The organism is Streptomyces sp. NPDC002520, from assembly GCF_053595235.1.
This window is the reverse complement of record NZ_JBSFXG010000002.1, coordinates 398,612-412,563: the sequence shown is the minus strand read 5'-3', so window position 1 is coordinate 412,563 and position 13,952 is coordinate 398,612. Positions and strand designations below refer to the sequence as shown.

Annotated in this window: 13 protein-coding genes; 4 read left to right on the top strand and 9 right to left on the bottom strand. The window is 68.9% G+C overall.

Going from position 1 to position 13,952, the window contains the following annotated elements; all coding sequences use genetic code 11:
• Positions 1-9 precede the first annotated feature (9 nt).
• The gene (locus ACWD5D_RS04965) at positions 10-1,176 is read right to left on the bottom strand and encodes an HpcH/HpaI aldolase/citrate lyase family protein (RefSeq protein WP_451371371.1); all 1,167 of its coding nucleotides are present in this window, start codon (positions 1,174-1,176) and stop codon (positions 10-12) included.
• Positions 1,177-1,354: 178 nt separating this feature from the next.
• Between ACWD5D_RS04965 and ACWD5D_RS04960 the strand changes: the two genes are divergently transcribed.
• Entirely contained in the window at positions 1,355-2,194 is an 840-nt protein-coding gene (locus ACWD5D_RS04960; protein WP_451371370.1) for a TerD family protein, read from the top strand.
• An 87-nt stretch (positions 2,195-2,281) separates the two neighbouring features.
• Here the strand turns inward: ACWD5D_RS04960 and ACWD5D_RS04955 are convergent, their stop codons facing one another.
• The 7 genes from ACWD5D_RS04955 to ACWD5D_RS04925 all read right to left on the bottom strand — a co-directional run bounded on the left by ACWD5D_RS04955 (position 2,282) and on the right by ACWD5D_RS04925 (position 7,164).
• Positions 2,282-3,016 carry a TerD family protein gene (locus ACWD5D_RS04955; RefSeq protein ID WP_451371578.1) on the bottom strand — a complete coding sequence of 245 codons (735 nt, stop codon included), beginning with the start codon at positions 3,014-3,016 and terminating at the stop codon, positions 2,282-2,284.
• A gap of 150 nt (positions 3,017-3,166) precedes the next feature.
• Positions 3,167-4,312 (bottom strand): DUF475 domain-containing protein, encoded by a 1,146-nt coding sequence (locus tag ACWD5D_RS04950; protein WP_451371369.1) that lies wholly within the window; start codon positions 4,310-4,312, stop codon positions 3,167-3,169.
• Between the two features lie 149 nt (positions 4,313-4,461).
• Complete coding sequence (locus ACWD5D_RS04945; protein ID WP_451371368.1) at positions 4,462-4,641, bottom strand: hypothetical protein; 180 nt, start codon at positions 4,639-4,641, stop codon at positions 4,462-4,464.
• 99 nt (positions 4,642-4,740) lie between these two features.
• A complete protein-coding gene (locus tag ACWD5D_RS04940; RefSeq protein WP_451371367.1) occupies positions 4,741-5,319 on the bottom strand; it encodes a TerD family protein in 579 nt (192 codons plus the stop codon).
• 100 nt (positions 5,320-5,419) lie between these two features.
• Positions 5,420-5,995 carry a calcium homeostasis/redox stress adaptation protein gene (locus ACWD5D_RS04935; RefSeq protein WP_201815185.1) on the bottom strand — a complete coding sequence of 192 codons (576 nt, stop codon included), beginning with the start codon at positions 5,993-5,995 and terminating at the stop codon, positions 5,420-5,422.
• Positions 5,996-6,134: 139 nt separating this feature from the next.
• Complete coding sequence (locus ACWD5D_RS04930) at positions 6,135-6,593, bottom strand: peroxiredoxin (protein ID WP_451371366.1); 459 nt, start codon at positions 6,591-6,593, stop codon at positions 6,135-6,137.
• Positions 6,594-6,726: 133 nt separating this feature from the next.
• On the bottom strand, positions 6,727-7,164 hold the full coding sequence (locus ACWD5D_RS04925; RefSeq protein WP_451371365.1) for a DUF3052 domain-containing protein: 438 nt from the start codon (positions 7,162-7,164) through the stop codon (positions 6,727-6,729).
• A 442-nt stretch (positions 7,165-7,606) separates the two neighbouring features.
• Between ACWD5D_RS04925 and aceE the strand changes: the two genes are divergently transcribed.
• Both aceE and ACWD5D_RS04915 read left to right on the top strand, forming a co-directional pair.
• Entirely contained in the window at positions 7,607-10,363 is a 2,757-nt protein-coding gene (gene aceE / locus ACWD5D_RS04920; RefSeq protein ID WP_451371364.1) for a pyruvate dehydrogenase (acetyl-transferring), homodimeric type, read from the top strand.
• Positions 10,364-10,476: 113 nt separating this feature from the next.
• Complete coding sequence (locus ACWD5D_RS04915; protein WP_451371363.1) at positions 10,477-11,220, top strand: potassium channel family protein; 744 nt, start codon at positions 10,477-10,479, stop codon at positions 11,218-11,220.
• A gap of 211 nt (positions 11,221-11,431) precedes the next feature.
• Here ACWD5D_RS04915 and ACWD5D_RS04910 read toward each other — a convergent pair whose 3' ends face one another.
• Positions 11,432-13,057 (bottom strand): MFS transporter, encoded by a 1,626-nt coding sequence (locus tag ACWD5D_RS04910; RefSeq protein ID WP_451371362.1) that lies wholly within the window; start codon positions 13,055-13,057, stop codon positions 11,432-11,434.
• Positions 13,058-13,190: 133 nt separating this feature from the next.
• Here ACWD5D_RS04910 and ACWD5D_RS04905 point away from each other — a divergent pair, with 133 nt between their 5' ends.
• Positions 13,191-13,817 (top strand): TetR family transcriptional regulator, encoded by a 627-nt coding sequence (locus ACWD5D_RS04905; RefSeq protein WP_451371577.1) that lies wholly within the window; start codon positions 13,191-13,193, stop codon positions 13,815-13,817.
• Positions 13,818-13,952 lie beyond the last annotated feature (135 nt).

Sequence of the window (13,952 nt, the reverse complement as noted above, 5' to 3'; positions counted from 1 at the left end):
GTTGGGTGGTCAGCCGGGTATCCCGGCGGCGAGCAGCTCCACGAAGCCGACGTCCTCTTTGGCGACGCCGAAGACCTCGGCGCGCAGCAGGGTCCGCTCGGCCCAGGCGCGGTGCGGCTTCACTTCGTTCATCTTGTTCGTGTAGGCGGACCTGAGTACACCCCCGCCGCCGCGTTCCGGCCGCAGGATGTCCTGGGCGTCACTGAACTCTTCGTGGCTGACCACGGACAGCGCGTGCACGGGCAGGACGTGGGAGGGATGGATGCAGGTCTTGCCGAGCAGGCCGTTGGCCTGGTCGAGGGAGATCTCCCGCAGCAGCCCGTCCATGGCGTGCTCGATCAGCTTCTCGCGCAGTTCGACGGCCTGCACCTGCAGGAAGGGGCTCTGGCGCAGCTGGGGCTTGAACATGCGCTCGGGCATGCGGAAGTACTCCCACACGGGGCCGGTCACGGTGAATCCGGTGCCGTCGGCGCGGGCGAGCATGTTGACGACGTCGGCGATCACGGAGGCGACGATCTGGACGTCGTAGGCGGTCATGTCGGGGGCGCGGCGCAGCCCGTAGGAGGAGCAGAAGTCGGTGACGCCGAGGCGCAGGGCGAGCACGCGGTCGCGGAACTTGCCGACGGCGCGGAGTATGCCCTCCAGGGTCTCCACGCGGGACTCGCGGTAGAGCAGCTCGGGCGATTCGAGGACGGGCATGGCGAACAGCCGTCTGCCGCTGGCGGCCTCGGCGGCGGTGAGCGCCTCGAGGAAGGGGATTCCGCGTTCCTCGGTGAACTTGGGCATCACGAAGCCGGACAGCTGCCGGACGGCGGTGCCCAGGCGGCGGGCCAGGTCGGGGATCTGCTCGGGGGTGCGCACCCGGATGAACAGCAGGGGCGGCTCGGCGCCCGGGCGGGAGTCGAGGTCGGTGAGGTGGCGGACGAGGTTGTCCTCGCCGGCCGCGACGTCCGCGTCGTCGATGGAGTCCTCCAGGCACAGCACCATCGAGACCACGCCAGCGGCGGCCTGCTTGAGGACGTCGTCGGCCAGCCGGGGCCGGGTGGCCGGGCTGTACAGCGTGGCGCCCAGGGCCGCGGCGAGGACCCGGGCCGGGGAGTCGGCGGTGAACGCGCACGGCTCCTGGTGGAACAGACGCTCCCGCACCTCGGGGGCGATGTGCCCGAAATGACGCATAGGACTCCCTCACGGCGCTTGCCGTGTCTGTGAGTTCGGTAAAAAGGGTGACCGTAAATAGTACGTAGGGACCCATGTCGAGGGTTCCCTGCGGGCATGAATTCCGGGTAACTCGCCCGTGCACACGGGAACACCCCCCGCGTTGTCGTGGCCAGGACGGAGAAGGCAGGATGACCGCATGACGCACGCGATGCTGAAGGGGTCGAACGTCCCCCTCGAGGCCACCACGGTCCGTGCCGTGCTGCGCTGGACCGCGGGACAGGGCGTCCCGGACGTGGACGCGTCGGCGCTGCTGCTGGGCTCCGACGGGCGCGTGCGCTCCGACGAGGACTTCGTCTTCTACAACCAGCCCCGGCACCCTTCCGGGAAGGTGTGGCGGCTCGGCAAGAAGCGGGTCGCCGAGGGGCTGACCGACACGATCCAGTCGGACCTGGCCGGTGTCGAGCCGGCAATCGACCGCATCGTGCTGGTCGCCTCCGCGGACGGTACGTCCTTCGACAGCGTGCCCGCGCTGTGCATCTCGCTGTACGACGCCGCGCGCGCCGACGCCGAGCCGCTGGCCCGGTTCGAGATCACGCCGGAGACCGGTGCGGAGACGGCCCTGATCTGCGGGGAGCTGTATCGGCGCGGGGAGGGCTGGAAGTTCCGTGCCCTGGGCGAGGGTTACTCGAACGGGCTGAAGGGCCTGGCCACGGACTTCGGCATCTCGGTGGACGAGTCGGAGGCGCAGGAGGAGCCCCGCCGCCCCGAGTCCACGTCGCTGCCCCTGCCGCCGGAGCAGCCGACGGCGGTCCCGGCGCAGCCGGCGTACGGCTACCCGCAGCCGGCGTCCGTGCAGCAGCCGGCGTACGGCTATCCCCAGCCGGAGAGCCGCCCGGCCTACGGCTACCCCCAGCCGGTGAGCCGCCCGGCCTACGGCTATCCCCAGCCGCAGCCCGCCGTGGCGGCCTCCCTGGACCCGAACTTCCGGCTGCCGCCCCAGGGGCCGCAGTTCGTCGGCCGTCAGGGTGCGGCCTGAGGGCCCCGAGCGGTCTCAGGGGTCCCAGCGGACCGAGGGGTCCGAGCGGGCCAGGGGTCCGAGCGGGTCGAGGCGTCGGCGGGGCGCCTACCGCTCCGCCTTGGTCTTGTAGCCCCGTCCCCAGGTCAGCCCCCACCCGTACAGCCGGTCCAGCTCACCCTGGAAGCCGTACACGAACTTCACCTCGCGCCGGACTATCAGCTCGTCCTTGACGTTCTCGATCATCACGACGGCGCACGAGCGGGCCTGGGGGTGCCGCTCGTCGAGGCCTATCTCGATGCGGGGGCCGTTGCTCGGGTAGAGCGTCACCACCGCGTGCGTGCGGTCGAAGGCGGGCGTCTGGTCGTAGATGTACACGAAGACCAGCAGCCGCTTGATGGCCTCGCGGTGGTCCAGGTTCACGTACATGGTCTCGCCGGACGCGGATCCGAACCGGTCGTCGCCGCTGAGCTTGATGTACGGAGGTGAGTTGACGTCGCCGAGGTAGCCGCCGAGGGGCTGGACGACTCCCTTGGTGCCGTCGGTCAGCTCGTACAGGCAGCCCAGGTCGAGGTCGACGTTGACCATGCTCTGCCCGTGCTCGAGGATCTCCGGCGGCTTGAGGGCCCTGAAGGGGTGCCGGAAGAGGCTGGTGCGCTGGGTGCTGTCGAAGTCGGAGGTGCGCATCCGCCAGGTGAGGTTGACGCGCAGGTGGCCGGTGGCCGCGTCCTGTTTGGTGAGGGACACCGTCTGGTGCCGCCGGTGCAGCTCGATCGCGTTGCTGCCGGCGCTGCCCGAGTCGAACTCGGCGCGCCCGCCGCGCAGCCCGTCGAAGAATCCCATTCCCGCCCCCAGATGTCCGTCCGCACGCCGTTCGGGGCGGCCGACCACGTCGGCCGCCCCGAACAGAGCGTTCCTCGTCGCGCGGGGCGTCACACCCCCGCACGTCCCTGATCTTGCCCGTAGGGGCAGGCAGGGGCGCAGGCAGGGGTGTCAGACCCCGGAGGAGACCTCGGCTCTCTCGTCCGAGCCCGTCTCTCCCTCCGCGGCCGCCAGCGCGCGGTTGCGGCGCACGGAGGACCAGAAGGACCAGGCGATCAGGACGACGCCGACGAGGCCGGTGATGACCTCGTTGATCTCGTACCGGATGGTGACCATGAGGATCACGGCAAGGGCGCCGATCGCGTAGTGGGCGCCGTGCTCCAGGTAGACGTAGTCGTCGAGGGTGCCCTGGCGGACCAGGTAGACGGTGAGCGACCGGACGTACATGGCGCCGATGCCGAGGCCGAGCGCCATCAGGACGATGTCGTTGGTGATGGCGAACGCGCCGATCACACCGTCGAAGGAGAAGGACGCGTCCAGGACCTCGAGGTAGAGGAACATGAAGAACGCGGCCTGGCCGGCGAGGACGATGGCCGGCTTCTTCTTGCCGGTGCGGGCGGCCTCTTCCTCCTCCTCGTGCTCGCGCTCCTCCTCCGCCTCGAGTCTGTCCTCGAAGAAGCCGGAGAGGCCGCCGACGATCATGTATGTGATCAGGCCGGCGATTCCGGCGATCAGGACCGTCTGGGCCTTGTCGACATGGGCGCCGCCGTGCTGGTGGGCGTGGGTGGCGAAGGTGAAGGACGCGATCAGCAGGACGACCAGCGAGATGCAGACCGACAGCATGTCGACCTTGCCGAGCTTGGCCAGGGGCCGCTCGATCCAGCGCAGCCACTGGATGTCCCGCTCCTCGAAGATGAAGTCGAGGAAGATCATCAGCAGGAACATGCCGCCGAAGGCCGCGATCGCCGGGTGGGCGTCGGTGACCAGCTGCTGGTAGCGGTCCTTGTTGTTGAGGGCGAGGTTGACGGCCTCGATCGGGCCCATCTTGGCGGTGACCGCGACGATGACGACGGGGAAGACCAGTCGCATGCCGAAGACCGCGATGAGCACGCCGATCGTGAGGAAGATCTTCTGCCAGAAGGCGTTCATCTTCTTCAGGATTCCGGCGTTGACCACCGCGTTGTCGAACGACAGCGAGATCTCGAGGATGGAAAGGATCGCCACGATGCCGAGGGCCTCCCACCCCCCGTAGAAGACCGCTGCGACCAGGCCGACCGCGGTAATCGCGAACGACCAGCCGAAGGTTTTCAGAAGCACTGGCTACCCCATCATGTGTGTACGGGTCTCCCCCGCGCCGTACTCGGCTTTGCTAAACGTTGACCACGAGTCTAGAGGGGTATCCCTCCCAGTGGTACGCGCAGGTCGGTCGCCACGGGGAAGCCACAGGTCCAGGGGCCCGCGGGGGCTCAGCGCCCCCTGACCCCTTCGAAGATCACAAGAAAGGGAGAGGTGAAGCCAGAGGCCTCGACCGGGTTGGCCCGCCCGGTCACGATCAGTACGACGCCGGCGATCAGCACGGCGCAGTACACGAACGCGCAGAGCGCGGGGCTGAGGCGCAAGGGCGTCTGTTGCGGTTCCCGTTCCACGAACGCACTCCGATCATCCGAAGTCGGCGACCTGGGTCTCCAGCCCGATCACGGTTGGCGGTCCGAGCGGAACCCCTTCACCCCACCCCGGAATCGGCTTTACGAAACGTTGACCCCGAAGTCTAGGGCGATCCCGCGCAGCCCCGACGCGTACCCCTGGCCCACCGCGCGGAACTTCCACTCGCCCTGGTAGCGGTAGAGCTCGCCGAAGATCATGGCCGTCTCGGTGCTGGCGTCCTCGCTGAGGTCGTAGCGGGCCAGTTCCTGGCCGTCGGCCTGGTTGACGACGCGGATGAACGCGTTGGAGACCTGTCCGAAGGTCTGGCCGCGCTCGTCGGCCATGTGGATCGAGACGGGGAAGACGATCTTCTCGCACTGGGCCGGCACCTTGGCGAGGTCCACCAGGATCGACTCGTCGTCGCCCTCGCCCTCACCGGTGAGGTTGTCACCGGTGTGCTCGACCGAGCCGTCGGGGCTCTTGAGCTGGTTGTAGAACACGAACCACTCGTCGCCCATGACCCGGTTCCCGGCACCGCAGAGCAGGGCGCTGGCATCGAGGTCGAAGGGGGCGCCGGTGGTGGAACGCGCGTCCCAGCCGAGCCCGATCAGGACGTTGGTGAGGTTCGGTGCGGCCTTGGAGAGGGAGACGTTGCCTCCCTTGGCGAGCGTGACGCCCATGATGCTGGTCCTCCCCTAGTGGTGCTTCCCTGGTTGTCCTGCGCGTCCGGCGCCGCCCGTAAACGGTGCGGCGCCGGACGTACTCTGCGGTCTTTCCGCGTCAGACGTTGACGCCGAAGTCCTGGGCGATGCCGCGCAGGCCCGAGGCGTAGCCCTGGCCGATGGCGCGGAACTTCCACTCCGCGCCGTGCCGGTAGAGCTCGCCGAAGACCATGGCGGTCTCGGTGGACGCGTCCTCGCTCAGGTCGTAGCGGGCGATCTCCTGCTCGCCGGCCTGGTTGACGACGCGGATGAACGCGTTGCGGACCTGGCCGAAGGACTGCTGACGGTTCTCGGCGTCGTAGATCGACACCGGGAAGACGATCTTCTCGACGTCGGCCGGGACGCCGGCCAGGTTCACCTTGATCTGTTCGTCGTCGCCCTCGCCCTCACCGGTGATGTTGTCACCGGTGTGCTCGACCGAGCCGTCGGGGCTCTTGAGGTTGTTGAAGAAGACGAAGTGCTGGTCGCTCGCGACCTTGCCGGAGTTGTTCAGCAGCAGGGCACTGGCGTCGAGGTCGAAGTCGGTGCCGGTCGTGGTACGCACGTCCCACCCCAGGCCGACGATGACGGCGGTCAGGCCCGGGGCCTCCTTCGTCAGCGATACGTTGCCGCCCTTGCTGAGGCTGACTCCCACGGGTCCTCCATGTGGTGTCCAGGGGCCGGGAAGCCCCGTCGTGCTTCGGATATGGGATCAACGTGCCGATCCTAGTGACGGGTTCCCGCCCTCGCAGACCCTGAGCCCGAAGGTTCACCGGTGTCGGGGGCGGACCGGCTCACAGGGTGTCGAGCGCCTTCACGTACTCGTTCAGGTCACGGGCGTCCGGCAGGCCGTTGACGACGGTCCACCGCACGACGCCCTCCTTGTCGATGACGAAGGTGCCCCGGACGGCACAGCCCTTGTCCTCGTCGAAGACGCCGTAGGCGCGCGAGACGTTGCCGTGCGGCCAGAAGTCGCTGAGCAGCGGGTACTCCAGGCCCTCCTGCTCGGCGAAGACGCGCAGGCTGTGGATGGAGTCGTTGGAGACGGCGAGCAGCTGGGTGTCGCGGTCGGAGAACTGCGGCAGGTTGTCGCGCAGCTCGCACAGCTCACCGGTGCACACACCGGTGAAGGCGAAGGGGTAGAAGAGCAGGACCACGTTCTTCTCGCCGCGGAAGTCGGAGAGCTTCACGCTGCGGCCGTGGTTGTCCTTGAGTTCGAAGTCGGGTGCCTTGTCGCCGACCTGGATCGCCATCGTCGTGCTTCCCTTCGGTGGGCCCCCGGGATGAGGGCACAGCAAACGCTGGACCCCACCCTACGCAGCGATCACCGAGGCACGTGCGGCAGCCGGGCTGGGCCGGTCGGCCCAGCCCGGACTCACCGGAAGGTCACCTCTTGGACTTCGCGGCCTTCGGCGTCGCCAGGCGCGAGCCGCTCCAGTCCTTGCCGACGCTGACGCTCTTGGACGCGGTCAGGCCGGCCGTCGTCGCGGCTTCCGAGATGTCGCTCGGCTCCACGTACCCCGAACGGCCGGTCTTCGGCGTGAGGAGCAGGATGGCGCCGCCCTCTTCGATGTACGTGGTGGCATCCACCAGCGCATCCGTGAGGTCGCCGTCGTCATCACGGAACCACAGCACGACGGCGTCGGCCACGTCGTCGTAGTCCTCGTCCATGAGGTCGGCCTCGATGACTTCCTCAATGACCTCGCGGAGCTCCTGATCGACGTCGTCGTCGTAGCCGATCTCCTGGACCACCTGCCCGGGCTGGAACCCCAGCCTGGCGGCAGGGTTCGTCCGCTCCTCCGCGTGGTCCGCGGTCGCGCTCACGGGTTGCCTCCTGATCATGTCTGTGAATGTCTCAGCCACGCGCGTGCGCGAAGCATTGGCCGTAGTCCACACGGGCGGGACGGATCGCGCAAGTACCCGGCCGTTCAGGCCGCCGAAACGGTGACGATCCCGGCCGTGTCGCCGCAACTCCTGGCACCGTATCCCGATTCCCGAGGAACCACATCACCCCGCTGCGCCCGACTTGCCCGCTTTACCCGGTTCGGAATCATCCTCCGATACGCCCCTCGAACAACTTTGCCATGCCCGTCACACCCCGGGCGTATCGTTGCGTTTTGACCAGCGAAGTGCGCAGGTGGAGATGACGTACGCCGTTCCGAGGTACACGATGGGGAACGGTGCAGGCACGAACAGTAGGTGCCGGCAGCAGGCACGAGCAGTACGTGCGAACAAAAAAGCGGCCCTTTGACAGGTAAGGAACAGCGTGGCTTCCGGATCCGATCGCACCCCGATCATCATTGGCGGCCTGCCGAGTCAGGTTCCTGACTTCGACCCCGAAGAGACCAAGGAGTGGCTCGACTCCCTCGACGCGGCGGTGGACGAGCGCGGCCGGGAGCGGGCCCGCTACCTCATGCTGCGCCTGATCGAGCGAGCCCGCGAGAAGCGCGTGGCCGTGCCCGAGATGCGCAGCACGGACTACGTCAACACGATCGCCACCAAGGACGAGCCGTTCTTCCCCGGCAACGAGGAGATCGAGCGCAAGGTCCTCAACGCGACCCGCTGGAACGCGGCCGTGATGGTTTCGCGCGCCCAGCGCCCCGGCATCGGCGTCGGCGGCCACATCGCCACGTTCGCCTCCTCCGCGTCCCTGTACGACGTGGGCTTCAACCACTTCTTCCGGGGCAAGGACGAGGGCGACGGCGGCGACCAGGTCTACTTCCAGGGACACGCGTCCCCTGGCATCTACGCGCGCGCGTACCTGCTCGACCGCCTCTCCGCGGACCAGCTCGACGGTTTCCGGCAGGAGAAGTCGAAGTACCCGGACGGGCTGTCCAGCTACCCGCACCCGCGCTCGATGCCGGACTTCTGGGAGTTCCCGACGGTCTCCATGGGCCTCGGCCCGCTCGGCGCGATCTACCAGGCGCGGATGAACCGCTACATGCAGGCGCGCGGCATCGCGGACACCTCCAGGTCGCACGTGTGGGCGTTCCTCGGCGACGGCGAGATGGACGAGCCGGAGTCGCTCGGCCAGCTGTCCATCGCGGCGCGCGAGGGCCTGGACAACCTGACCTTCGTGGTCAACTGCAACCTGCAGCGCCTGGACGGCCCGGTGCGCGGCAACGGCAAGATCATCCAGGAGCTGGAGTCGGTCTTCCGGGGCGCCGGCTGGAACGTCATCAAGCTGGTGTGGGACCGCACCTGGGACCCGCTGCTCGCCCAGGACCGTGACGGCGTGCTGGTCAACAAGATGAACATCACGCCCGACGGCCAGTTCCAGACGTACGCCACCGAGTCCGGCGCGTACATCCGCGACCACTTCTTCGGTGACGACCAGCGGCTGCGCGCGATGGTCCAGAACATGACCGACGACCAGATCCTGCACCTGGGCCGCGGCGGTCACGACCACCGCAAGATCTACGCGGCGTTCAAGGCGGCCAAGGAGCACAAGGGTCAGCCGACGGTCATCCTCGCGAAGACGATCAAGGGCTGGACGCTGGGCCCGAACTTCGAGGGCCGCAACGCCACGCACCAGATGAAGAAGCTGACGGTCGACGACCTCAAGGGGTTCCGGGACCGCCTGCACCTGCCGATCTCCGACAAGGAGCTGGAGTCCGGCCTGCCGCCGTACTACCACCCGGGCCGCAACTCGGAGGAGATCCAGTACATGCACGACCGGCGCAAGTCGCACGGCGGGTACGTCCCGACGCGCGTCGTGCGCTCGAAGCCGCTCGCGCTGCCGGACGACAAGACGTACGCGAGTGTGAAGAAGGGCTCCGGGCAGCAGTCCATCGCCACCACCATGGCGTTCGTGCGACTGCTGAAGGACCTCATGCGGGACAAGGAGATCGGCAAGCGGTTCGTGCTGATCGCGCCGGACGAGTACCGCACGTTCGGCATGGACTCCTTCTTCCCGAGCGCGAAGATCTACAACCCGCTCGGCCAGCAGTACGAGTCGGTGGACCGGGACCTGCTCCTGGCCTACAAGGAGTCGCCGACCGGTCAGATGCTGCACGACGGCATCTCGGAGGCGGGCTGCACGTCCTCGCTGATCGCGGCCGGCTCGGCGTACGCCACGCACGGCGAGCCGCTGATCCCGGTGTACGTCTTCTACTCGATGTTCGGGTTCCAGCGCACGGGTGACCAGTTCTGGCAGATGGCCGACCAGCTGGCGCGCGGCTTCGTCCTCGGCGCGACCGCCGGCCGGACGACCCTGACCGGTGAGGGCCTCCAGCACGCCGACGGCCACTCGCAGCTGCTCGCCTCGACGAACCCGGCGTGCGTGGCGTACGACCCGGCGTACTCGTACGAGATCGCGTACATCGTCCAGGACGGTCTGCGCCGCATGTACGGCGGCTCCACCGAGAACCCCGGACATCCGCACGGCGAGGACGTCTTCTACTACCTCACCGTCTACAACGAGCCCATCCAGCACCCGGCCGAGCCGGAGAACGTGGACGTCGAGGGCATCCTCAAGGGCGTCCACAGGCTCAGCGAGGGCACGGGCGGCGCGATCCCGGCGCAGATCATGGCGTCCGGTGTCGCCGTGCCGTGGGCGCTGGAGGCCCAGAAGATCCTCGCCGAGGAGTGGAACGTCAGGGCCGGCGTCTGGTCCGCGACCTCCTGGAACGAGCTGCGCCGTGAGGCCGTGGCCTGCGAGGAGCACAACCTGCTGCACCCGGAGGAGGAGCAGCGGGTGCCGTACGTGACGCAGAAGCTGAGCGGGTCCGAGGGGCCGTTCGTGGCGGTGTCCGACTGGATGCGGTCGGTTCCGGACCAGATCGCCCGGTGGGTGCCGGGGTCGTACCAGTCGCTGGGCGCGGACGGGTTCGGCTTCGCGGACACCCGGGGTGCGGCGCGCCGGTTCTTCCACATCGACGCGCAGTCGATCGCGGTCGCGGTGCTGACCGAGCTGGCGAAGGAGGGCAAGGTCGACCGGTCCGTGCTCAAGCAGGCCATCGACCGGTACCAGCTGCTGGACGTCACGGCGGCGCATCCGGGGGCCGCGGGCGGCGACGCGTGACGCCGCTGCGCACCTGACGGCGGAGGCCGAGGGCGGTGGAGCGAACGCTCCACCGCCCTTGTTTCGTCTTGGGCCTGCGCCGTCCCGGCCCGCGTCTTCTCTACGATGCGGGCATGGAGGAACAGACGGCGCTGGCCCGGTGGGAGCGGCACACCCAACGGCCGCTGCTGGCGCTGGCGGTGGCCTTCGCCGTGGCGTACGCCGTGCCGATCGTGGACAGTTCCACGAGTCCTGCGACGACGGCCGCGTGCACCGTCGTGGAGTGGGTGGTGTGGGGGGCGTTCGCGCTGGACTACCTGGTGCGCCTCGCCCTCGTGCCCCGGCGCCGGGAGTTCGTACGGACGCACTGGCTGGACCTGTGCGCGGTGGTGCTGCCGGTGCTGCAACCGCTCCGGCTGCTGCGGCTGGTGTCGACGCTGCTGCTGGTGGGGCAGCGGGCGCGGATGGCTCCGCAGATCCGGCTGACCACGTACGTGGTGGGGTCGGTGATCGGGCTGCTGATGTTCGGTTCGCTGGCGGTGCTCTCGGTGGAGCGGGACTCGCCGAACGGGAACATCCGGACGCTGGGTGACGCGGTGTGGTGGTCGTTCACCACGATGACCACCGTCGGGTACGGGGATCATTCGCCGACCACGGGGCTGGGTCGGATGATCGCGGTGGGCCTGATGCTGTCCGGGATCGCGCTGCTGGGTGTCGTCACCGCGAACATCGCCGCGTGGTTCATCTCCCGTTTCGAGAAGGACGAGGTGGAGGAGCGGCGGCAGACGGAGGCGATCGCCTCGCTGACCGAGGAGGTTCGCCTGCTGCGAGCCGAAGTCGCTCGGCTGGCCACGGAACGGGAAGAGCAACGGAGCTGAACCGACGCCGGGTATGACAACCGGCTGGGGGTGGGCGCAGCGGCACGACTGCCCGCAGCGGCGCCGGTACGCGATCCGGCCGACGGCACCGCGGTTCCCCAGGGGCGCGGGGAACCGCGCGAAAAGCCCCCACCCAGCCGCAGCCGCAGCCGCCCGGCGACGAACGCAGAACGGCGCTTGAGCGGGGTCCGCCCAAGCGCCGCAGGCACTCTCAGATGTGACCGACGCCCGCGCCCGCCTCCGCGTTCTCCCCGCGCTTGGTGAGGAGGGCGACGAGGACGGCGACCGCGGCCACGCCCGCCGCGACCAGGCAGGCGAGGCTCATACCGGAGATGAAGGTGTCGTGCGCGACCGAGGTGATCTTGGCGACCAGCGCCGCCGGCATGTCCTTCGTCACCGGCGCCACACCGACCTGGACGGCCTCGGAGGCCTGGTCCAGCTGGGACGGCGTCAGCTTGGGCAGCCCCGCGGCGGCCCAGTTGTCCGGCAGGGAGCTGTCGACCTTGGACGCCATCACGGCACCCAGCACCGCCGTACCGAGGCTGCCGCCGATCTGCATGGCCGCCTGCTGGAGACCGCCGGCGACACCGGACAGCTCCATGGGGGCGTTGCCGACGATGACCTCCGTCGCACCCACCATCACCGGCGCGAGGCCGAGACCGAGCAGCGCGAACCAGATGGACATGACCCCGCTGCCGGTGTCGGCCTCGAGCGTCGACATGCCGTACATGGCGATCGCGGTGACCGCCATGCCCGAGGCGAGCGGGACGCGCGGGCCCAGCTTGGTGATCAGCACGCCGGCCAGCGGCGAGCCGACGATCATCATGCCGGTGAGCGGGAGCAGGTGCAGACCGGCGTCGACCGGGCTGAGCCCGTGCACCTTCTGGAGGTAGAAGGTCACGAAGAACAGGCCGCCCATGAAGGCGATGGCCATGAGGACCATCAGGACGACACCGGCGGACAGCGCGACCGAGCGGAACAGACCGAGCGGGATCAGCGGCTCACGGACCCTCGTCTCCCAGAAGGAGAAGAAGGCGAACAGGAGCACCGAGACGATGATGAACAGCCACGTCCGGCCGCTGCCCCAGCCCCAGGCCGGCGCCTTGATGAGCGCCCAGACCAGGCAGAACATCGCGCCGGAGAGCAGTGCGATGCCGAGGACGTCGAAGGAGCGCGGCGCGTTCTCGGCGCGGTGGTCGCGCAGGATCAGCAGGCCGAGCGCGAGGGCGAGCAGGCCGACCGGCACGTTGATGAAGAACACCGACTGCCAGTTGACGTGCTGGACGAGGACGCCGCCGAGGATCGGGCCGCCGGCGGTGGAGGCGCCGATGACCATGCCCCAGATGCCGATCGCCATGTTGAGCTTCTCGGCCGGGAAGGTGGCCCGCAGCAGGCCGAGCGCGGCCGGCATCAGGAGCGCGCCGAACAGGCCCTGGAACACGCGGAAGGTGACCACCGCGGGGATGCTGTCGGACAGCCCGATGGCGCCGGAGGCGAGGGCGAAGCCGGTCACGCCGATGAGGAAGGTCTGCCGGTGGCCGAAGCGGTCGCCGAGCTTGCCCGCGGTGATCAGGGAGACCGCGAGGGCGAGGAAGTAGGCGTTGGTGATCCACTGCACGTCGGAGAAGCTCGCGTGCAGGTCGTCCGCGATGGCCGGGTTGGCGATGGCCACGATGGTGCCGTCGAGGGCCACCATCATGACCCCCACGGCCACGGTGATGAGGGTGAACCAGGGATGGCCGCGCAGTCCCGCGGCCGGGGCCGGGGTCCGCTTGGAGAGGTCCGCCGGTGCCCCGTCCCCCGGCCCCGCCGTCTCGATGGTGGTCTGACTAGTCATACCTTCGAGGCTAATGGCAGCCACTGACAATTGACGAACCAATTCACTAGGCGGTAACTGACATGTCACCGCGACATAGGCTGAGCTGGTCGGACGTGCACGGAGGGACACGGAGGGAGAGGTCGCAGTGGCCATGGAGACGCTGCGCGAGCGCAAGAAGCGGCGTACGCGCGAGGCACTGGTGCGGGCCGCCCTCGAACTGTTCACCACGCAGGGTTACGAGCGCACGACCGTCGACGAGATCGCCGAGGCGGTCGACGTCTCGCAGCGCACCTTCTTCCGCTACTTCGCCGGCAAGGAGGAGGCCGCCTTCGCCGTCCAGGAGATGACCGAGGCGCACTTCGTGGCCGCCGTGCGGGCACGCCCGCCGCACGAGGCGCCGAAGGAGGCGCTGCGGCAGGCGGTCCTGGAGGGCTGGGTGGCGATCGCGGAGACGGTGGAGTCGGTCGTACCCGTCGAGCTGTACGTGCGCATGTACCGCACGATCGAGTCGACGCCCGCGCTGCTCGCCGCCCATCTGCGCCGCTCGGCGGCGACGGAGGAGACCATCGCCCGGGTGCTCGCCGAACGGGAGGGCGTGGACGTGGACACCGACCCCCGGCCGCGGCTCGCGGTGGCCGTCTTCGGCGGGGTGATAAGGGTCACCGAGCGGCAGTGGAGCACGGGCGACGACTTCAGCCTGGACGCGATACGGACGCTCACAGCGGCCTACCTCGATCAGGTGGGTCCGGCCCTCATAGGGAACTGGCGCGACGCCTGAGCGCGTTGGCCCGTCGGCCCTCGGACCCCGCCCGAAACGCTCGCGCACCACCCGAGATCGTTCGCACGACGCCCCGAGATCGTTCGCATTCCGTTCGAGAAATGACGAAACGTGATCCCTGCCACTCGGTTACCG

Excerpts from the sequence above, each read along its gene's own strand:
- ACWD5D_RS04915 (WP_451371363.1), top strand. The coding sequence starts at position 10,477 with ATGGAGGAACAGACGGCGCTGGCCCGGTGGGAGCGGCACACCCAACGG.
- ACWD5D_RS04930 (WP_451371366.1), bottom strand. The coding sequence starts at position 6,593 with ATGGCGATCCAGGTCGGCGACAAGGCACCCGACTTCGAACTCAAGGAC.
- ACWD5D_RS04960 (WP_451371370.1), top strand. The coding sequence starts at position 1,355 with ATGACGCACGCGATGCTGAAGGGGTCGAACGTCCCCCTCGAGGCCACC.
- ACWD5D_RS04905 (WP_451371577.1), top strand. The coding sequence starts at position 13,191 with ATGGAGACGCTGCGCGAGCGCAAGAAGCGGCGTACGCGCGAGGCACTG.
- ACWD5D_RS04965 (WP_451371371.1), bottom strand. The coding sequence starts at position 1,176 with ATGCGTCATTTCGGGCACATCGCCCCCGAGGTGCGGGAGCGTCTGTTC.
- ACWD5D_RS04910 (WP_451371362.1), bottom strand. The coding sequence starts at position 13,057 with ATGACTAGTCAGACCACCATCGAGACGGCGGGGCCGGGGGACGGGGCA.
- ACWD5D_RS04940 (WP_451371367.1), bottom strand. The coding sequence starts at position 5,319 with ATGGGCGTCACGCTCGCCAAGGGAGGCAACGTCTCCCTCTCCAAGGCC.
- ACWD5D_RS04955 (WP_451371578.1), bottom strand. The coding sequence starts at position 3,016 with ATGGGATTCTTCGACGGGCTGCGCGGCGGGCGCGCCGAGTTCGACTCG.